Raw genomic sequence first — 20,912 nt, forward strand, 5'->3', positions numbered from 1 at the left:
GGGAAGGGAGCTCACAAATTTAAAGTACCCCAGTCTGAGGGAGATTTAAAGGTGGACCTTACGTGGCAACACCATGCTGCTTGCGATACAAAACAGGGGAGGTATCAGTGTATTTTTTAAAGTAGTTGCTGAAGTGGTTGGCTTCTGAAAAGCCCAGCAGGTAGGCTATTTCTTTTATGGATGTTGATGAGTTTTGCAGCAGGGATTTAGCTTCGGCAATGGTTTTCTCGGCTATCCAGGTACTGATGGATTTACCTGTTTTGCTCTTGATCACATTACTTAAATAATTGGGGTGCAGGTTTTGTTCATCGGCATAATCCTGTAGCCTGTTAACCTGATGTACCTTGCCGCTGCTCAGATCGCGATAATGTTGTTCCAATGTTCGTTTAAAGGTTTTAACAATTTGCGAGCTGCGGTTGCCCTCATATATAGGATTATAGTCTTTCCAAAAATACTCTTTGATCTTTAACAGTAACACTACAAATAAATTACCAATGAGCCGGTTGCGGTATGGTGAGTTTGAAAAATACTCCTTGTTTATTTGCAGGTATAACTGTTCAAATTCGGCAAACGCTTCCGGAGTTAAAACTCTTGGATGTACAGTTTCGGCAAGCAGGAAGGGGAACTCCTCGAAAATATCGGGATGAACATTTTCTTTTAAAAAAGATTCACTTAAGGTAATAAGATACGCCTCCTGTATACTAAACCACTCGTGCGATTTATAGTGCCCCGGATTGGTAAAGTATATGGTGCCGGGTATGGTATCAAAATTAAGATCATCGGTTGTATATTTTCCCCTGCCATCTTTCACAAAAACAAATGAGAAAAAATTCGGCCTGAAGACCGGCGATTTAAAAGGAAGATCAAGATGGATGTCCTTTAAATTATGAATGGTAAAATCGGTCTTATCATCAATTCCATCTGTTGGCAGTCCGAAATGGGTATACTGTTTCAGTAAAGTGTTAAAGACCAGCTTTTTTTCTGTTTCTTTCATTTAGCAGGGATACATGAATTACTTATCTATTCATGCGACCTAAAATTAAGAACAATTTTATGATTTAGCTGGCCTGTTTTGTTATGATTCAAAATATTCAACAGGCTCAAGGTCCTGTAACTCCTCATCCGTAAATAGCCTTGATCTGATCATAAAGCGGATGCCCATTGGTATCTCTAACGAAAAGCTGGAACCGCGGCCGGGAGTAACATCAAGGGTAAGGTGGGTGTGTTTCCAGTACTCAAACTGATCAATGCTCATGAAAAACTCGCAGCCTGCTACTTTACCTATCTTTACATCGCTGCTGCCTATTTTAAATTCCCCCTTTTCAAAACACATGGGCGATGAGCCATCACAGCAGCCACCGCTTTGATGAAACATTAACGGTCCAAACTTTGCCATGAGCTGATCTATCACTTTTTCGGCAGCGGGGGTAATGGAAACTCTTTTGGTCATGGCGGTTAATTTAATGAAGGAGCTGCAAAAACCCAATACTTTTGCAGCCACCTTCAACTACAGGACTAAAAGAAGCCCAATTTGTTCTTATTATAAGAGATCAGCATATTTTTTGTTTGGCGATAGTAGTTCAGCATCATTTTATGATTTTCCCGGCCAAAGCCCGATTTTTTATATCCGCCGAAAGGCGCGTGTGCCGGATAAGCATGATAACAATTTACCCAAACACGCCCGGCCTGTATGGCGCGTGGTACCTGGTAAATTTCATGCGCGTCGCGGGTCCACACGCCGGCACCTAAGCCATACAGCGTGTCATTGGCAATTTCAATGGCCTCTTCGGTAGTTTTAAAAGTGGTTACAGAAACCACAGGCCCAAAAATTTCTTCCTGGAATATGCGCATCTTGTTGTGACCCTTAAATATGGTAGGTTTTATATAATAACCCCCACCAAGATCGTTACCAAGTTTTTGCACATCGCCACCGGCAAGCACTTCGGCTCCTTCTTTTTTACCAATATCAAGGTAGCTTAGTATTTTCTCATACTGATCGTTCGAGGCCTGCGCGCCCATCATAGTATCAGAATCAAGCGGATCGCCCATTTTAATGGCATTGGTACGGGCAATTACGCGCTCCATAAACTTATCATATATATTTTCATGCACGAGCATACGTGACGGACAGGTGCAAACTTCGCCCTGGTTAAGTGCAAACAATACAGCCCCCTCAACAGCTTTATCAAAAAATTCATCATCAGCATCGCCTACCGATTCAAAGAATATATTGGGCGATTTACCACCCAGCTCCATGGTTACCGGGATCAGATTTTCTGAGGCATATTGCATAATAAGGCGACCGGTAGTTGTTTCGCCGGTAAAGGCCACTTTATTTATTTTTGATGAGGTAGCCAGCGGCTTACCCGCTTCGGGCCCAAAACCAGTAACCACATTTAATACACCCGGAGGCAATATATCACCTATCAGCTCCATGAGCACCATAATACTGGTGGGAGTTTGCTCTGCGGGTTTAACCACGGTACAGCAACCTGCGGCAAGTGCGGGTGCAATTTTCCAGGTAGCCATTAACAAAGGGAAGTTCCAGGGGATGATCTGCCCAACCACGCCAAGTGGTTCCTGCAGATTAATACTTACTGTAAACTCATCATGCTCAGATATACTGCTTTCTTCGGCCCGGATAGCGCCTGCAAAATAACGGAAGTGGTCAACTACTAAGGGCAGGTCGGCAGCCATGGTTTCGCGTATGGCCTTACCATTATCAATAGTTTCAACAGTTGCCAGGTAAGATAAATTATCTTCCACCACCTGCGCTATTTTTAACAACAGGTTACTGCGGTAAGTGGCCGATGTTTTACTCCAGGTTTTAAATGCTTCTGTGGCCGCATCAACAGCGGCGTCAATATCCTCTTTGGTCGACCGGGCTGCCTGGGTAAAAACCTTGCCATCAATGGGCGAAATATTATCAAAATATTCGCCTTTAACAGGTGGAACAAATTTACCGCCAATAAAATTATCGTACTTATCCTTAAAGGATGGTCTTTTAGCTACACTCATAGATCTTTTTTTAGGTTAATTGGTGATACTAAGTTAGCAGTCTGTGTAATAGGGCTTTTGCACAATACTATCAATTGAGTGCACTATTGTTCCATTTTTAAAAGGAATTATAAACTATCATAAACTATCCCTAACTTGTTTTAAAATAAGCCTTTTATGAAAGAGAGAAACCTGGTATCGCCTTTTAGCCTCACCGGTAAAAAGGAGCTCAGAACACTGGTAGAAAACCGTAAAGCTTATACCTTAAATCACTGTGAACTTAATATTTACGAAACCTACGAGCGCAGCGAGCTGGTGCCCTTAACCTTTAGCGACCTGGTAATTACCAGTATGCTAAGGGGTAAAAAAGTGATGCACTTATTTGATAAACCAGGTTTTGATTATTTACCCGGCGAAACCGTTATTGTGCCGCCAAACGTAACCATGACCATTGATTTTCCCGAGGCATCTGAATTAAATCCATCGCAATGTACGGCACTGGCTATAAACCAGCAGGAAATAAACAACACACTCGATTTTTTAAATGAAAACTACCCGCGGGCCAATAATGACCAGTGGCAGCTTAATTATAAGCAGTTTCATTTTTTTAATAATTATGAGCTGGCCCAGCTCATCAATAAGCTTATTAGTATTAGTACCGGTGATGTATTGACCAAAGATGTACTGGCTAATTTAACGCTGAAAGAGCTACTCATCCGTATTATGCAGATGCAGAACCTGCATGAAGTTAAAGATAATTTGAACCAGTTATCAACCGGTAACCGTTTTGCTTATATTTTGCAATACATCAAATCGCACTTAACCGAAAAGTTAAACATTGATGCCCTGAGCCAGATGGCCTATATGAGTAAAGCCAGTTTTTTCAGGGCCTTTAAGCACGAACTCGGTATTTCGCCTGTAGATTATATCATCAGGGAAAGGATTCAACTGGCCAAGCAATTTATGTATAATCCCTATTGCAGTATTGCCGATGCCTGTTTTAAAGCCGGCTTTAATAACCAGCATTACTTTAGCCGCGCTTTCCGTAAAATTGAGGGAACTACACCCAGCGTTTATAAAGCAGGGATCGTAAAAGTGATCAATTAGTTTACTCTAAAAGAACCTGCAACTAACCGCCCGAAAACGAACATTTGCTTGTATCGAAACTGAACAATTGTAACTGTTTGTAAATTATAAGTATTTGATATTTAGATATTTAAAACGATGGCATTTGCTTTGATACGTGTTTAAACAAGCAGGGAGGTTATTATGAAATATCATAAACAATTGGAGCGGCGCACGTTTACACAAGATCGTTTCGATATATTAATAAAGCGTCAAAAAAGTGGAAAAGCAACTTTTAATGAGCTTACTGAACTTGATGATATAGTGAATCGTGACCCTGCCATCCGCGAAAGTATTTTAGAGGAAATGCAGGCCCTGAACGAACCCCCTGATAACCCAAAAGTCGACGATACACTTAATGTCCAACCCTCAAAACCTCAAACGCTGCTTGATAAGATCCTGGCTTTTTTAAGCCGGTTATTTACTACATTAAAAACGGAGAGCCTAAACCCGGTCCTTTTTTAGTTGAAGCATCTTTTATATTTTGTTGTCTGACTTTACCTTTTTCCTGTATTCATTGGGCGAACTTCCCATTAACTTGCTAAACATCCTCGAAAAATAATACTGATCATCAATGCCTAAGCTAATGGCTATGTTTTTTATGGACAGGGTTGTAAATGAAATGTATTGACAAGCTTTTTGAACCTTAAGCTGGTTAAAATATTCAATAGGAGCATAGCCGGTTTTCGCCCTGAAAATGGCGGAAAAATGGGATGTAGATAAATTGGCAAAAGCAGAAAGGTCATCAAGCCTGATTACCTTATTAATATTATCCTGCATATACTTTATCGTCTTTTCAATGATGTTACTATCTGCATTTTCCTCCAAATGGTTGAATTTATCCTCATATATCAATGATGATAAAAAATGCGAGAAGATCATGTTAACATAGCGCAGCGCGTCGCCGCTATAACCTTTTTCAAGGTTAAAACAGATGTCTTCAAACAGCTTTATCCTGTCTTCATTGTAGGATAAGTACGGCTTATAGTTTTCAGAGTTCTTCAGGATCAGGTCAATAATAAATGCCGATGTTTCACCCTTAAAATGTATCCAGTAAATGGTCCAGGGTTTATCCATATTGGCGGCGTATTTATGGGGAGTATTGGCAGGTATAGCTATAAACTGCGATGGCGAAACCTCTATTCTTTTTTTATTGATCTCCAGCCAGCCATAACCTTCTGTACAGTAAATGATGATGTGCTGGTTTATCCCATTGGGGCGTTCCACATAATGATGTTCAGCCTTGGGATAGTATCCAATGTCGGTTATATATATCTGTTTGGTAACCGGATCTTTACTTAAAAAATTGGTGATGATCTTTTTTGGCAACACAATAAGTTTCTGTCCCTCAAAACCCTCTCTTCGTCTTAAAGTTGTATTTTTTGCCATTTTTTGCAGGGAGATAATTAATTTATAAAGATCGGAATAATGGATCATTCCGTGCTTACAAACATTAATAAAAAATATCAAAAAGCATCATAGAATATTTCATTTCAGGACTATTGTTCAAAATACATCAACTCATTATATTAATGGCATAGCTGCCTGTTTTCTCTATAACAGGTGTAATAAACTTATAACAGGGTACCATGTTGAAGTGTTGCTTGCGCTGTCATAATAAAGTCCATCATTATCGTAACATTAACTATTTTTTAATCTGTTTTAATCCTTGAGATTTACATAGTAACCAATTAAACATTTATCAATATTTAAGAGTGCCTGTTCTTACTCATTATGACAATGAGTTTGCCTGTTAATTACTGATAATATAGTTTACCGGTACCAATTATAATGAAGAAGAAAATATTATTAAGCCCGCTTGTTGTTATTGCTTTAATGCTATTTGGCCAACAGTCATATGCACAAAAAATATTTACAACCGTAAGTAAGTTATCGGTGACCGCCCAGCAGGTAACCATTACACTTGATGTCCATACCGGTATGGTTAATTATTTGTTTGCTAATGGCATCCGGATTGATAATACCGTAGCTTATATAAATGACCTTAAAGCAGGGATTGTTTCAACAGCTGATTTCTCAAAACATACCTATACTAATAAAGCTGTTCATGATAACATGGGTAATGGTATGCAATTTACTGTTACCCATAGTGATGATAAACATCCTTTTGTGTTGGAGCAGCGTTTTACCTATTATAAAGACCATCCCTATATCATGATCAGTTTAACCGCGAAAAATAAAGGTTCAAAAGGTGCGGTTCTGGAAACCCGCGATATTAGTCCTATTGCTGTTTTACCTCAATATAAAGGCAAGTTATTTATACCCGGTACAGCGCCTCGTATCCTTGATGTACCTTTTGATAATGACGATTGGACAAGTACCCTGGAAAGAAGCTGGCCTAAAGCCGGCGCGCCAAAAAGTTCAGGCATCACTTACGAGTTTGCAGCTATTTATGATATGCTGAAAAACTCAGGCCTGGTTATAGGCAGTGTAAAGCATGATTTCTGGAAAACAGGATTGGCTTATCAAACCGCTGCTGAATTAGGTTATGTTGATTCATTAAAAGTTTTTGGAGGAGCTTCCACCCCCRATGATCCTAAACTAAAACCGGCTTATGGCGGTAACGATGGCACCCATGATCTGGTAAAGCACGGCACTATGATAGGGCAATCAGTTAGTTCGCCCACTATATTTTTATGCGCTATGGACGATCTGCATGAGGCGTTTGTTCAATACGGGCAGGTAAATTCAACCATAAACGGTAAACAAACGTGGCAGGGTTATGCCCCTGTTTATTGGAATAGCTTTGGGGTTGAAGGTGTACTTGGTTATGAGGGTGTTATGATGCCGCCCGCAGTAGAAAAGACATCCGATTTTCTGCATACGCTTACCAATTTTAGCAGCTATTCAAAACCGGTAATGAGCATTGACTCATACGATCAAACGATCTATTCAACCGAAGTACTGGCTAATTTGGGTAAATACTTTGCAAAAAATAACCAGCAAATGGGTTTTTATTTCATCCCATTTGCCAAATGGAGCTGGAAAGATGATATAAAAGGCACATTACCCGGCTCAAATTATGAATTAAAGGATGTATTACTGCATGATAACGATGGAAAACCTATCATGTATAAAGATGGTAAATGGGGAGCCTATGCTATGGATCCCACGCACCCGGCCATTCGTTTGTACATCATTGAGCAGTTAAAAAAGGCCAAAGCCATTAATGCAAAATTCCTGAAGATCGATTTTCTTACAGGCGGTGCGCTGGAAAGTACCATCCGCTACAACAAAAATATCCGTACCGGAATGCAAGCCTATGACTATGGTATGAAGACCCTACGATTTTTGGTCGACTCCATTATGGGCAAAGATATTTTTATAACTCAGGCCATATCGCCGATGTTCCCGCATCAGTACGCTCATACCCGTTTTATATCTACCGATGTATATTCGCATTTACGTGACGATCAGCAGGGCTTTCCTCATTACGGCAGTACCGAGGCATCGCTGGCCACAGGGTCACATATGGGCTGGATGCAGGGCACTTTGTTCCCCTATACCAATCTGGATGTGAGCATCATGAAAAGCTTTCAGAAAAACCCTGATCTGAGTGAGCAGGAGATCAAAGTGAGGATATATGCCATGATGGTAATGGGCAGTATTTTGGGCGATGGCTCCGATTTCAGGCAGTCACTGGCCGCTTCCCGTGCGCAGCAGTTTTTAAACAACAAACAGGTTGCCGCGTTTTTTAGCAATCCTAAAGCGTTTATCCCGCTAAAAGCTGCTGATGGCGAAACATTTGATCAGCAGTTGTCATTTTATTTACCAGGGAACACCACCATGCTGGCTTTGTTCAACTTTGATAAACAAAAGAATTTTGAACAGGTTTTAACCCGCAAAACCCTGCACCTTAATCCACATAAAGATTACCAGTTTAAAGATATTTTAAGTGATAATGTAGTTGGTGAATTGAAAAAAGATGCGCCTGATTTTAAACTAAGCGCTGGCCCCACCGGTGCGGTAATGATAAAATTGGTACCGATAAATGAATAACTATAATCAAATAACGATATTATGCTAAAACCAATAAAACACATCCTAAAAAATGAGTAGTTCAAAAACCTTTAACAGCCGGTATATTATCGGTATCTCCTTTATTTCGGCCCTGGGCGGATATCTTTTCGGGTTCGATTTTGCCGTAATATCAGGAGCCTTGCCATTTTTACGTACGCAATTTGCGCTCGACCCTGTGTGGGAGGGTTTTTTAACCGGCTCGTTGGCGCTGGGCTGTATTGTAGGTTGCCTTATTGCCGGTAAACTGGCCGATCGCTACGGTCGCAAGCCAGGACTGATGGTTGCTGCATTGATCTTTGCCGTATCATCTATCGGTATAGCATTTGCACAAACTTTAACTTATTTTATTGTGCTGCGTTTTGCGGCCGGCATAGGAGTGGGTATGGCCTCCATGCTTTGCCCTATGTACATAGCCGAGGTTTCTCCAGCCGAGGTGCGGGGGCGTAATGTGGCCATCAACCAGCTTACAGTGGTTATCGGCATATTGGTAACTAACCTGGTTAATTATTTTTTAGCCGATCATGGTCATGATGCCTGGCGGTGGATGTTTGGTCTTGGAGCGGTTCCGTCCGCGGTTTTCCTGATCGGGGTTACCTGGCTGCCGGAGAGCCCTCGGTGGTTAATGAAATCGGGGCAGGTGGCAAAGGCCCAGCAAGTGCTTAATAAGATAGGCTCAATTGATTTTGTAGATTCAACCATGAAGGCCATTGAAAAATCATTGGCAGGCAGCACCGCAAAACAATCCTATAAAATGGTATTTGATAAGGCGGTTCGCCCGGCGGTTGTGGTGGGGATTACGCTGGCTGTATTTCAGCAGTTTTGTGGTATTAATGTGGTGTTTAATTATACTTCAACCATATTTGAATCTGTAGGGGCCAATTTAAACCGCCAGTTGTTTGAAACCGTTTCCATTGGTATAGTGAACCTAGTGTTCACCTTATTGGCCATGTGGCAGGTTGATAAATTGGGCCGCCGCCCACTTATGCTGGCAGGCTCACTGGGATTATCCATATTATATATTGTGTTGGCGGTAGCCTTGCAAAATCATTTCCCTGCAGGTTTGGTATCCATATTTGTATTAATGGCCATCAGTACTTATGCCATATCATTGGCTCCTGTTACCTGGGTGCTCATTTCTGAGATTTTTCCTAATAAGATCAGGGGCGTAGCATCATCGGTAGCCATTGTTTCATTGTGGGGGGCTTATTTTATACTGGTTTTTACCTTCCCCATACTGGCTAAAAAGTTAGGTACTTACGGGCCATTTTACCTGTACGCGGGTATTTGTTTCCTGGGCTTTTTGTTTGTAAAGGCCCGTGTTAAGGAAACCAAGGGACAAACGTTAGAAGAATTGGAAGAAAATTTAATAAGACATTAATAATAAGATATATGCATCATTCAAGTGTATCCGTTTGGGAAGAGAAAGTAATTATCCCTACGTATGGTGTTGGTAAGCCCGACAAAAACCCTATGTTTTTTGAAAAACGTGTTTACCAGGGTAGTAGTGGCGTGGTTTACCCCAACCCGGTGATCGAAAAAATTGCCGACGAAAAAGAAGATAAAGAATACACAGGACTATTCCTGGAGAACAAGTACCTGAAAATAATGATACTGCCTGAGCTTGGAGGCCGCATCCAGATGGCTTTTGACAAGATCAAGCAACGGCATTTTATTTATTATAACCAGGTGATAAAGCCTGCGCTTGTTGGCTTAACTGGTCCGTGGATCTCGGGTGGTATTGAATTTAACTGGCCGCAGCACCATCGTCCAAGCACCTTTGATCCAATTGATTACAAGCTGGAAGAACATGCCGACGGCAGCAAAACAGTTTGGGTTAACGAGGTTGAGCGCATGTTCCACACCAAAGGTATGGCCGGTTTTACGCTTCGCCCGGATACGGCTTATATCGAAATAAAAGCCAAATTGTTTAACCGCTCGGCTTTGCCGCAAACTTTCCTGTGGTGGGCAAATCCGGCTGTAAAAGTAAATGACTATTACCAGTCCGTGTTTCCACCTGATGTGAACGCGGTGTTTGATCATGGCAAACGCGATGTATCTGACTTTCCTATCGCTACAGGTACTTATTACAAAGTTGATTATTCGCCGGGTACCGATATTTCGATGTATAAAAACATCCCCGTACCAACCTCATACATGGCCATCAACTCCGATTATGATTTTGTAGGCGGATATGAGCATGATAGTCAGGGTGGTTTGTTACACGTAGCCAATCACCATGTATCACCCGGTAAAAAACAGTGGACATGGGGTCACAGTGATTTCGGTCAGGCCTGGGACAGGAACCTTACCGACGAGGACGGTCCATACATTGAGCTGATGACCGGTGTATTTACCGATAACCAGCCCGATTTTAGCTGGCTGATGCCCTACGAAGAAAAAACTTTTACCCAGTATTTTTTACCATACCGCGAGTTGGGCATGGTGAAAAACGCCACCAAAGATATATTGCTGGCATTGGAGAAGGTTGGTGAAGTATTAAAAGTTAAGATACAGGTAACCTCAGCGCAAGCCGGTTTAAATATCCAGCTGAGCTACAAAGGCGAAATACTGTTTATGGAAACCGCCGATATACTTCCTGAAAATGTATTTATAAAAGAACTGGCAATTAGCACTGATTTGAACGAAAACGAATTGCTGCTCATTATCACCAACAGCAACAATCAGGAAGTTTTGCGTTACGAACCGGCAAAAAACAAGCAAAACGAACTACCAACAGCTGCAAAACCAGCTTTAGCGCCTGTAGATGTGGAAAGTGTAGAGCAATTGTTTTTAACTGCCCAGCACCTGGAGCAGTACCGCCATGCGACTTACAGCCCCATACCTTATTACGAAGAAGCATTACGCCGTGAGCCTACCGATATTCGTAATAACAATGCCCTGGGTAAATGGTACATCCGCAAAGGCCAGTTTGCCAAAGCCGAGCCTTATTTAAGGAAAGCGGTAGAAACCAGCATACAGCGTAACCCTAACCCTTATGATAGCGAGCCATATTATAACCTGGGGTTATGCCTCAAATATCTTGGCCGTGCCGATGAGGCGTATACCGTTTTCTATAAATCAACCTGGAGCAATGCCTGGAAAGATACCGGCTTTTTTGCCGTTGCACAGATCGATATAGCCCGTGGGCACTACGCACTTGCGCTTGATCATATCACCCAGTCATTGGACAGGAATGCCAATAACAGCAAAGCTTACGTGATAAAAGCGGCGGCTTACCGCAAACTTAACCGGTTGGATAAAGCCTTAAAAGTAGCTGATGAGGCATTGGAAAGAGATGGTTTTAACCTTGGGGTGATCTTTGAAAAAGTATTAACGCATAAACTGGCGGGTGAGCCGGAACTGGTTGCTAACTATTTGGATCAGCTGTTAACACTTTCCAGAAACGATGACCAGAATTTTATAGAATATGCTTTGGATTATGCTGCCGCCGGTTTATACAGCGAAGCTGACCAATTATTACAGCTAACATTAAAAGATGCAGGCACAAGCCCTATGGTATATTATTGCCTGGGTTGGTTTAGCTACCAAAGTGGCAATCAGGCCGAAGCCAAAAACTGGTTTGAAAAAGCTGCTACAGCCAGCCCGTACCTATGCTTTCCTAACCGTTTAGATGAAATAGGCATATTACAATTGGCTACAGAAGTTAATCCTGCAGATGCCAAAGCGCCTTATTACCTGGGTAATTTATTTTACGATAAACGTCAGTATGCGGAGGCGGTAAACTGGTGGGAAAAATCGGCAGCTTTGGATGATACTTTTCCAACTGTTTTCAGGAATTTGGCCATTGCTTACTTCAACAAACAAAACAACGCCGATAAAGCGCTGGAATATTTTGAAAAAGCGTTTGCTCTTGATAAAACTGATGCCCGCGTTTTAATGGAGCTCGACCAGCTTTACAAAAGGCTGAATAAAGAACCTGAACAACGCTTAAAATTTATAGAAGATAACCTGGATGTGGCCAATCAGCGCGATGATATTTACCTGGAAAGGGTAACGTTATATAACCTTTTAGGTAACTACGAAACAGCTTTGAACCTGCTTAATGCCCGCCAGTTTCACCCGTGGGAGGGTGGCGAAGGTAAGGCATCGGGCCAATATGTATTTGGTCTGGTTCAGCTGGCCAAAAAATATATGGAGGATGGTTTGTATGAAAAAGCCATCGATAATTTAAATGCCGCTAAAACTTATCCGCACAACCTGGGCGAGGGGAAATTATACGGCACTCAGGAAAACGATATCGATTATTGGTTAGGTCGTGCCTATGAATTGTCAAATCAACCAGGGCTTGCTAAAAAATACTTTGAGCAGGCAACCGTTGGGCTGGATGAACCGTCGGCCGCAGTGTTTTATAATGATCAGCAACCCGATAAGATCTTTTACCAGGGTCTTGCCTGGGAAAAACTTGGCGACTCAGAGCAGGCCAGCCGCATATTTAAAAAGCTGGTGGCTTACGGCGCAAAACATGCTAACGATGAGGTGAAAATTGACTATTTCGCAGTATCGTTGCCCAATCTGTTGATCTTTGACGATGACCTGAACTTAAGGAATAATATTCATACAAGCTTTTTACAGGGCCTGGGATTATTGGGCCTCCACGAGTTTGATGGCGCGCAAAAAATGTTAAGCAAGGTGTTACAGCTCGACGCCACACATGCCGGTGCTAAAGTTCACCTGGATATGACCAGGCAGGCGCTCGATGTAAAATAGATGAATTCAAGATAGTTAATCCGGACTTAAGCCATGGGCAAAAGCGCAACTAAAATATCATATCAGCCATGGGGCGAACATGCCGGTAAGCAGGTATCTCTATTTAAAATAGAAAACGCCGGTGGGGCTTATGTAGAGCTGACCAATTATGGAGCCACATTGGTTTCGGTTGTAGTTCCTGATGCTCATGGATTTTATGGTAATGTTGTTTTAGGCTATACTTCGTTACAGGCTTATGTAGATGATAACTGTTACATAGGTTCAACCATTGGTCGTTACGCCAACCGGATAGCCGGAGCTAAATTTAAACTTGATAACACCACCTACAACCTTGAAAACAACGACGGTAAAAACACAAATCACGGCGGTTATAGTGGTTTTAATTCCAGGGTTTTTGATTACGTTATTACCGATGATGGTTTGTCTTTCAGCATGCAGAGTAAGGATGGGGATGGGGGATACCCGGGTAATCTTGAGCTTACGGTAAATTACCGGTGGACGGACCTGAATGAATTAATTATCAGTTACCATGCATCGACTGATAAAAAAACGGTGGCCAATTTTACCAATCATGCCTATTTTAATTTATCAACTGACGGGGCTAAAATATTTGATCATTCCATTACTGTTTATGCTGACAATATACTGGAAAGTGATGCTGAATACATTCCCACAGGGCTAATTAAACCCGCTGGTGAATTAAAATTTGAAGGTACTTCCATCAGAAATAAGATGCTCATAAAAGAGGATGGCATTACCGGTTTAAATGATTGCTATTTGCTTAATGAACAAAGCGATGTTAACTATAAACGGGCAGCTGAGCTTTTTGAAAAAAGATCAGGGCGAAAGCTGGAAGTATTTACGACTTATCCGGCTATGATGGTTTACACAGCCGATTATCTTCAAAGTGAGTACCCCGGGCACAATGGCAATCAATATGCCCCATTTGATGGTCTGTGCCTGGAATGCCAGTATTATCCGGATAGCCCTAACCATGCAAATTTTCCGACAACGGTATTGGAAGCAGGGGATATTTATCAGGAAACTATTATTTATAAATTTGGCATTGTTGCATGAGTATAAGTTAATCATCCATCATAATATTAACTACTTTTGGATGCTTAAGCAAAAACAATAACACATGACCGATTACAAATTAGAGGCTGCAAAAGCCGCTTTTAAATTTATTAAAGCCGGCCAAACAATTGGCCTGGGAGCCGGAACAACAGTTTTTCATTTGGTAGATATGATCAGTCGGGATCAGGATCTTGCCCGGTCTGTTGTTTTGGTATCATCATCTTTTAAAACAAATGCTTACCTGCTGCAGCAGGGTTTAAACATAAAGTCGTCATCCATGGTGAAACATCTGGATATTTATTTTGATGGATGCGATCAGTTTGATCAGGAACTAACCGCGTTAAAAAGCGGTGGAGGTATTCATACATCCGAAAAAATACTGGCATCAATGGCCAGTGAATTTATTTTAATGGGCGATGAAGCAAAATTCGCCCCTCAATTGGACACTACTTATCCCCTGGTAGTCGAAATTTTACCCCAGGCCTTACAAATAGTACTCGACCGGCTTGCATCTGTATGCCCTGGCGCCACAATAAAATTACGCATGAGCAATCAAAAGGATGGCGCTGTAATTTCAGAGAATGGAAACCTGCTTGCCGATATTCAATTTTCAAGCTTGCCCCAATGGCAACAATTAAACGTACAGGTAAAAATGATCCCCGGAATAGTAGAGCATTCCCTGTTTTATCGCCTGGCCACAAAAGCCGTAATTGCAGGCGAAAATGGAGTAAGGGTAATAACGCCGGTATAGTAACAGAATCTTATTAGCCATAAAATTATAAATGCCTGCAAAAATTAAAAGGAGGGGTAGTGCGATTCCTTCCTTGGGGAAGGGGAGGTAGGGGTTTCATAAACATTGGAGGCTACCGTATAACCCCATCCCCGCCACTACACAATTTGGCGCACCCCTCCCGTGGGGAGGAATGTACTCCAGGATCATGATTTACTAATCATGTATGGTCATACTATCTGGTTAATTCAAAATATATTATCTTTAGCTTCCTCAACCTAAAATAAATAAAGATGATGTCACTGGTAAAATCAAAACACTTTTGTTTCCAATTGATCGTATTGTTGTTTTTTATTGTTGGTACCGATGCTTATGCAACGGATAAGGCTCAGAAACAACCCAAACAGGACACTTTATTGCAAAAGGGATATATATTAAACATCATGCATAAGGTTGCCGACTGGCAGCTAAACGAATGGAATACCAACGGTTTTAAACACCCAAAAGTCGACTGGACCAATGCGGCATGTTATACCGGTATTTATGCACTGGGATCAATAAAAAACAACGAAAAATATTTAGCCGCCCTTGTTAATATTGGCAACAACCTTAACTGGAACACGGGGCGCAACCGTTTTATGGCCGATGATTATTGCATCGGGCAAACCTATTCTTTGTTGTATACTACTTATAAAGACAAAAAGATGATAACGCCGTTCACCTTACTGGCCGATAGTATTGTGAGCAAACCGCATGATGAATCGTTGGAGTGGAAAAATAATATAGCATCACGGGAATGGGCCTGGTGCGATGCCCTGTTTATGGGGCCCACAGCATTAAGCTATTTGAGCACCGCTACCGGGAACCCGGAGTATTTAAATACCGCCACTAAACTCTGGTGGAAAACCACCGATTATTTATATGACCCATCTGAGCATCTTTATTTTAGAGATGGCAGCTATCTGGATAAAAAGGAAAAAAATGGAAAGAAAATATTTTGGGCAAGGGGCAACGGGTGGGTATTGGCCGGCCTGGTAAGGGTAATGGAGAATATGCCCGCCAATCATCCCGAAAGAAAAAAGTTTGAACAATTGTACCGGGATATGGCCGCCAAAATAGCCTCGTTGCAACAGCCCGATGGCAGCTGGCACGCCTCCTTACTTGATCCTGAAAGTTATCCCGTTAAAGAAACAAGCGGTACCGGCTTTTATTGCTATGGCTTGTTATGGGGTCTTAATCATGGCATGTTGGATAATAAAACATACTGGCCGGTGGTTAAAAAAGCCTGGGCCGCGCTGGCCACTTCAGTTCATCCCGATGGTATGCTGGGTTATGTACAGCGTATTGGTGCCAGTCCGGATGCGGTTACCGAAAACAGTACCGAGGTGTATGGTGTAGGAGCGTTCCTGCTTACCGGTACACAGTTATACCAATATATGAATGCGCATCCTGCAGCAGGCAAAAATTAAGATAAAGGCAGATCAGCAAACATTTATATTCCCAAATTCAGGGTGCTAAAATGGGTATCCGCGTAAAATTACCTATCCGCAAACGCTAATACACGTATTTACACTGGTAGCAAATACAGTAAATCCCGAAACCCGGTTCAGTAATATCCCTGCTGTTGTTTATGTCAGGAGGGAATATCTTTGACATTATAATAATAACACTAATAAACAACGATAAAGCAATTTCAGGGCATTCAGTAGCCGCTGAACAAAAATAATAAGTTACAAATTAGGGATAATAACTTAGAGGCAGCCGTCTACAGCAATGTAGCGGCTGTTTTTTTTTACGTGGATATGATGCTATTTTATTAGCCTCATTAACAGTAATTTAATAAAAAAATATCTATCTGTTTGTAAGTTAATTGCTAAAATTATTAGTAATTTAGCCGTGTATTTATAGCAATCAACATGGCAACCTTTGCAGATCGTCGTTTTATATCACACCTGGACCTTGATACCTTTTTTGTGAGTGTGGCCCGGTTGGATAACAGCAAGCTAATAGGCAAGCCTGTAATTGTTGGCGGTTTAAGCGACAGGGGCGTGGTGGCCTCCTGCAGTTATGAAACCCGTGCCTTTGGTGTACACAGCGCCATGCCCATGAAAATAGCCCGGCGCCTTTGCCCCGCGGCCGAGATTGTGAATGGCGATTTTGACCGCTACAGCAAGCTATCGCGCGATGTTACCGAGATCATTCGCGAGGAAGTGCCCCTGTATGAAAAAACCAGCATCGATGAATTTTATGCCGACCTGACCGGGATGGACCGCTATTTTGGCTGCAGCCTGTTCATGGGCCATCTTAAAAAGCGTATAATTAAAGAAACCGGTCTGCCTATATCCTATGCCCTGGCTTCAAATAAACTACTGTCAAAAGTGGCCACCAACGAAAATAAACCAAACGGGCAGGCCGTGATTGATTTTGGTGCCGAGCGGGCTTATCTGGCCCCCCTGGTGGTACAAAAATTACCCGGCGTTGGCGAAAAAACATCGGCCCTATTGCGGCAGATGGGAGTGGGTACCATTAAAATTTTGAGCGAGATACCTTTGCCCATGATGCAGAGCCGCTTTGGTAAACACGGCATCGAGATGCACCGCCGCTCACAGGGTATTGATGAAAGTCCGGTGATCCCTTATTCCGAACAAAAAAGCATCGGCACCGAAGAAACTTTTGAGAACGATACCATTGATATGCACTTTTTGCACCGCGAACTGGTGCGGATGACCGAGAAGGTGAGCTTTCAACTTCGGCAGCAAAAAAAACTATGCGGTTGTGTCACCATTAAGCTGCGCTATTCAGATTTTAATACCGAAACCAAACAGGCGGTGATCAGCTATACCTCGTCTGACGATGTGTTGTTGAAAACAACTAAAGAACTTTTTAAAAAGATATATGACCGCCGCCTGCTGGTACGCCTGCTGGGTGTACGGTTAAGTCAGCTGGTGCAGGGACAATACCAGATAAACCTTTTTAGCGATACGGTAGAAAACATCAGGCTTTACCAGGCCATGGATCATATACGCACCCGTTTTGGTGAGGATGCCGTGCACCGTTCTGTAGCCCAACAATTAAACGCGATAGAAAGGGAACGCTATGTACGTTAATTGCAAAACCTTTTTCAGTTACCGTTATGGTACCTATGAAACCGAGGAACTTGTAAAACAGGCCAAAGCTATGGGCGTACGTTCCCTGGCGCTTACCAATATTAACGGCACGCCCGATGCCTGGGACTTTGTTCATTTTTGCCGGGATACTAAAGAGGGCACCCAACCTGCAATACACCCCATATTGGGCAGCGAGATCAGGAACAGCAATAAGTTTTGCTACCTGCTCATAGCCAGGAACGATACCGGGATAATGCATATTAACCGTTTTATCTCCAGGTATAAGGTAGAGGATAAACCTTTTCCGGAGCGTCCTGTTATTGGCGATGATGTATATATCATTTATGCCTTAGGGAAGTACCAGCCTCATGAATTGCTGGACAATGAGCTGATAGGCGTACGGGTAAGCGAGATCAACAAATTGTTTAGCGTATCCGTAAAGGATCATCCTCAAAAGTTTATTATCCGCCAGCCGGTTACCTTTCAAAATAAAAAGAATTTTAATGTTCACCGCCTGTTAAGGGCTATTGATCTGAACACTTTACTGTCCAAATTAACACCCGGTGACGTAGCATCGCCCGATGAAATGTTTATGCCAGAGGCCGAACTGATGACCAGATTCAAGGAATATCCAACCCTGATAGCCCGTACACAGCAGTTGATGGAAGACTGCGGTACGGATATGGTATTAAAAACAGATAAAAATAAAAAAACCTTTACCGGCTCGCTGCAAGGCGATCAGGAATTGCTTCGTGAACTCACCCTAAAAGGCATGGCTTTACGATATAAGCAAGATCCGGTTATAATGGAAAGAATTGAAAAGGAGTTAACGGTGGTTAGCAATCTGAATTTTAATTCTTACTTCCTGATTGTGTGGGATATTGTACGCTTTGCCCGTGAAAAGGGTTTTTATTATGTAGGCCGCGGCAGCGGGGCCAACTCTATTATTGCCTATTGTTTAAAAATAACTGACGTTGACCCTATAAAATTAGACTTGTACTTTGAGCGTTTCCTGAACAAATTCCGCACCTCGCCGCCCGATTTTGATATGGATTTTAGCCATAAAGACCGGGACCAGATCATCCGTTATGTTTTTAACAAATATGGTAATGAGCGGGTGGCCTTATTGGGTATGCACGCCACTTTTCAACGCAGGGCCACCATCCGCGAACTGGGCAAGGTAATGGGGCTGCCTAAAGAAGAAATTGACATCCTGGTAAAAGACCGCAATTATATTCACCCGGAAGACAGCATCCAAAAGGTAATATTAAAATACGTGGATGCTATGAAGAATTTTCCTAATCACCTGAGTATCCACGCCGGGGGGATGCTCATATCTGAAGAACCCGTTTATCAGTATACCAGTGTGGAAATGCCCCCCAAAGGTTTTGCTACATCACGAATAGATATGTTTGAGGCTGAGCAGGTGGGGCTTATCAAATTGGATATTCTGAGTCAGCGGGGATTGGGGCATATTAAGGATACCATACAACTGGTTAAGCAAAATCAGGACATCAGCATAGATATTGAGAAGGTAGAAGATTTTATGACCGACCCAAAGGTAGCCGATCAGATACGCCGGGCCGATACCATTGGTTGTTTTTATATAGAAAGCCCGGCTATGCGCCAGCTGCTCATGAAGTTAAAGTGCGATGATTATTTGACGCTGGTGGCAGCCAGTTCCATTATCAGGCCGGGAGTATCACAGTCGGGCATGATGAAGGCTTACATCCAAAATTATCATAACCAGGATAAAGTACAGTACCTGCACCCTAAAATGGAGGAGTTGCTGAAAGAAACCTTTGGTATAATGGTGTACCAGGAGGATGTGATCAAGATTGCGCACCACTTTGGCGGGCTGGATATGGCCGAGGCCGATATACTGCGCAGGGCCATGTCGGGCAAGTATCGCGGTAACGAAGAAATGATCCGTATTGAAGGCAAGTTCTTCAGCAATTGCAGGGAAAAAGGATATCCCCCCGATATCAGTAAAGAGGTATGGCGGCAAATAGCCAGCTTTAGCGGTTACTCGTTCAGCAAGGCGCACTCGGCCAGTTTCGCGGTAGAGAGTTATCAGAGCCTGTACCTTAAAACCTATTTCCCGATGGAGTTTATGGTGGGGGTAATTAATAATTTCGGTGGGTTTTACCGTACCCCGTTTTATTTCCACGAACTGAAAAAGACCGGGGCAAAGCTGCACGCTCCCTGTGTAAACCAGAGCGATATATACACCAATATTAAAGGCCATGATGTATATGTTGGCCTGGTACATATTGAAAGGCTAACCAGCAGCCTGCTGGAATGTATTATTACTGAACGCCACGATAACGGACCTTACCTGAGTATGGAGGATTTTATGGAACGCACCCCGGCAGGTATGGAGCAACTGAACATACTGATACGTATTGGTGCACTGCGATTTACCGGTATGACCAAACAGGAACTGCTGTGGCGGGCCAACTTTTTCCAGAAACAACAGCAGGAACAGCCGGTTGCTACCACCACTTTGTTTAACGAGCCTGCTACCGATTTTAAGCTCCCCGAACTAAGCGCCAGGCCGCTGCAGGATGCCTTTGACGAAATTGAGATACTGGGTTTTGCTCTTACAGATACCTTCCCGATGGTTGATGATGACGGGCAGGGACTTACCTATGTAAAAGAGCTACCTGCCAAACTGGGGCAAACGGTGAAGATGTTGGGCCAGCTGGTAACTATCAAAGAATCGAGCACCATTAAACGCGAGATCATGAATTTTGGAACCTTTCTTGATCCTCACGGCGACTGGCTCGACACCGTACACTGGCCCGAATCACTAAAACGCTACACCTTCCAGGGTAGTGGTTTTTACCGGATGACCGGCAAAGTAGTTGCAGAGTTTGGTGTTTACGCCGTTGAGGTATGGGAAATGCACAAGATAGGGTATAAAATGGAGATGCTGGAATGGGTGTAAACCGCGCGTCATTATTCTCATCGCGCGTCATTGCGAGGAACGAAGCAATCTCTACGCAGGCAGGCCGGTTATTCAGGTTACACTTTTCTGTTTTTCTTTGTACAGCATAGAGATAGCTTCGTACCTCGATTTCTATGATCTAAGCAACTAATTTGAG

General features: G+C 42.6%; 14 protein-coding genes. 10 read left to right on the top strand and 4 right to left on the bottom strand.

From position 1 onward, the window contains the following. Positions 1 to 58 precede the first annotated feature (58 nt). The 3 genes from AC1DRQ_RS22850 to AC1DRQ_RS22860 form a co-directional block, all read right to left on the bottom strand. Complete coding sequence (locus AC1DRQ_RS22850) at positions 59 to 994, bottom strand: helix-turn-helix domain-containing protein (RefSeq protein WP_477427150.1); 936 nt, start codon at positions 992 to 994, stop codon at positions 59 to 61. Between the two features lie 81 nt (positions 995 to 1,075). After that, positions 1,076 to 1,450 carry a DUF779 domain-containing protein gene (locus AC1DRQ_RS22855; protein ID WP_429395070.1) on the bottom strand — a complete coding sequence of 125 codons (375 nt, stop codon included), beginning with the start codon at positions 1,448 to 1,450 and terminating at the stop codon, positions 1,076 to 1,078. Positions 1,451 to 1,515: 65 nt separating this feature from the next. Further along, positions 1,516 to 3,018, bottom strand: coding sequence for an aldehyde dehydrogenase family protein (locus AC1DRQ_RS22860; protein WP_477427152.1), 1,503 nt, complete (start codon positions 3,016 to 3,018; stop codon positions 1,516 to 1,518). A gap of 156 nt (positions 3,019 to 3,174) precedes the next feature. Here AC1DRQ_RS22860 and AC1DRQ_RS22865 point away from each other — a divergent pair, with 156 nt between their 5' ends. Continuing rightward, on the top strand, positions 3,175 to 4,104 hold the full coding sequence (locus tag AC1DRQ_RS22865; protein ID WP_477427154.1) for an AraC family transcriptional regulator: 930 nt from the start codon (positions 3,175 to 3,177) through the stop codon (positions 4,102 to 4,104). Between the two features lie 162 nt (positions 4,105 to 4,266). After that, positions 4,267 to 4,587, top strand: a complete 321-nt coding sequence (locus tag AC1DRQ_RS22870) for a hypothetical protein (protein ID WP_429395077.1) — start codon at positions 4,267 to 4,269, stop codon at positions 4,585 to 4,587. A gap of 12 nt (positions 4,588 to 4,599) precedes the next feature. Here the strand turns inward: AC1DRQ_RS22870 and AC1DRQ_RS22875 are convergent, their stop codons facing one another. Further along, entirely contained in the window at positions 4,600 to 5,511 is a 912-nt protein-coding gene (locus AC1DRQ_RS22875) for an AraC family transcriptional regulator (RefSeq protein WP_477427157.1), read from the bottom strand. Positions 5,512 to 5,913: 402 nt separating this feature from the next. On the opposite strand from AC1DRQ_RS22875, the gene AC1DRQ_RS22880 reads away from it, so the two are divergent. The 8 genes from AC1DRQ_RS22880 to AC1DRQ_RS22915 all read left to right on the top strand — a co-directional run bounded on the left by AC1DRQ_RS22880 (position 5,914) and on the right by AC1DRQ_RS22915 (position 20,755). Continuing rightward, positions 5,914 to 8,142, top strand: a complete 2,229-nt coding sequence (locus AC1DRQ_RS22880) for a hypothetical protein (protein WP_477427159.1) — start codon at positions 5,914 to 5,916, stop codon at positions 8,140 to 8,142. Between the two features lie 52 nt (positions 8,143 to 8,194). Then, positions 8,195 to 9,541: a sugar porter family MFS transporter gene (locus tag AC1DRQ_RS22885; RefSeq protein ID WP_477427161.1), complete on the top strand. Its 1,347-nt coding sequence runs from the start codon at positions 8,195 to 8,197 to the stop codon at positions 9,539 to 9,541. 11 nt (positions 9,542 to 9,552) lie between these two features. Beyond that, positions 9,553 to 12,891, top strand: coding sequence for a DUF5107 domain-containing protein (locus tag AC1DRQ_RS22890; protein WP_477427163.1), 3,339 nt, complete (start codon positions 9,553 to 9,555; stop codon positions 12,889 to 12,891). A 33-nt stretch (positions 12,892 to 12,924) separates the two neighbouring features. After that, positions 12,925 to 13,968 carry an aldose epimerase family protein gene (locus AC1DRQ_RS22895; RefSeq protein WP_477427165.1) on the top strand — a complete coding sequence of 348 codons (1,044 nt, stop codon included), beginning with the start codon at positions 12,925 to 12,927 and terminating at the stop codon, positions 13,966 to 13,968. Positions 13,969 to 14,032: 64 nt separating this feature from the next. Further along, on the top strand, positions 14,033 to 14,719 hold the full coding sequence (gene rpiA / locus AC1DRQ_RS22900; RefSeq protein WP_429395089.1) for a ribose 5-phosphate isomerase A: 687 nt from the start codon (positions 14,033 to 14,035) through the stop codon (positions 14,717 to 14,719). A 272-nt stretch (positions 14,720 to 14,991) separates the two neighbouring features. Further along, a complete protein-coding gene (locus AC1DRQ_RS22905) occupies positions 14,992 to 16,167 on the top strand; it encodes a glycoside hydrolase family 88/105 protein (protein WP_477427167.1) in 1,176 nt (391 codons plus the stop codon). 447 nt (positions 16,168 to 16,614) lie between these two features. Then, complete coding sequence (gene dinB / locus AC1DRQ_RS22910) at positions 16,615 to 17,805, top strand: DNA polymerase IV (protein ID WP_477427169.1); 1,191 nt, start codon at positions 16,615 to 16,617, stop codon at positions 17,803 to 17,805. Further along, on the top strand, positions 17,795 to 20,755 hold the full coding sequence (locus AC1DRQ_RS22915) for a DNA polymerase III subunit alpha (RefSeq protein ID WP_477427171.1): 2,961 nt from the start codon (positions 17,795 to 17,797) through the stop codon (positions 20,753 to 20,755). The genes dinB and AC1DRQ_RS22915 overlap by 11 nt, the downstream gene beginning before the upstream one ends. The last annotated feature ends 157 nt before the right edge of the window (positions 20,756 to 20,912 follow it).

The sequence above is a fragment of the Mucilaginibacter sp. P4_E8 genome (assembly GCF_056401495.1).

Excerpts from the sequence above, each read along its gene's own strand:
- dinB (WP_477427169.1), top strand. The coding sequence starts at position 16,615 with ATGGCAACCTTTGCAGATCGTCGTTTTATATCACACCTGGACCTTGAT.
- AC1DRQ_RS22895 (WP_477427165.1), top strand. The coding sequence starts at position 12,925 with ATGGGCAAAAGCGCAACTAAAATATCATATCAGCCATGGGGCGAACAT.
- AC1DRQ_RS22890 (WP_477427163.1), top strand. The coding sequence starts at position 9,553 with ATGCATCATTCAAGTGTATCCGTTTGGGAAGAGAAAGTAATTATCCCT.
- AC1DRQ_RS22860 (WP_477427152.1), bottom strand. The coding sequence starts at position 3,018 with ATGAGTGTAGCTAAAAGACCATCCTTTAAGGATAAGTACGATAATTTT.
- AC1DRQ_RS22865 (WP_477427154.1), top strand. The coding sequence starts at position 3,175 with ATGAAAGAGAGAAACCTGGTATCGCCTTTTAGCCTCACCGGTAAAAAG.
- AC1DRQ_RS22885 (WP_477427161.1), top strand. The coding sequence starts at position 8,195 with ATGAGTAGTTCAAAAACCTTTAACAGCCGGTATATTATCGGTATCTCC.
- AC1DRQ_RS22875 (WP_477427157.1), bottom strand. The coding sequence starts at position 5,511 with ATGGCAAAAAATACAACTTTAAGACGAAGAGAGGGTTTTGAGGGACAG.
- AC1DRQ_RS22915 (WP_477427171.1), top strand. The coding sequence starts at position 17,795 with ATGTACGTTAATTGCAAAACCTTTTTCAGTTACCGTTATGGTACCTAT.
- AC1DRQ_RS22905 (WP_477427167.1), top strand. The coding sequence starts at position 14,992 with ATGATGTCACTGGTAAAATCAAAACACTTTTGTTTCCAATTGATCGTA.
- AC1DRQ_RS22870 (WP_429395077.1), top strand. The coding sequence starts at position 4,267 with ATGAAATATCATAAACAATTGGAGCGGCGCACGTTTACACAAGATCGT.
- AC1DRQ_RS22855 (WP_429395070.1), bottom strand. The coding sequence starts at position 1,450 with ATGACCAAAAGAGTTTCCATTACCCCCGCTGCCGAAAAAGTGATAGAT.
- rpiA (WP_429395089.1), top strand. The coding sequence starts at position 14,033 with ATGACCGATTACAAATTAGAGGCTGCAAAAGCCGCTTTTAAATTTATT.
- AC1DRQ_RS22850 (WP_477427150.1), bottom strand. The coding sequence starts at position 994 with ATGAAAGAAACAGAAAAAAAGCTGGTCTTTAACACTTTACTGAAACAG.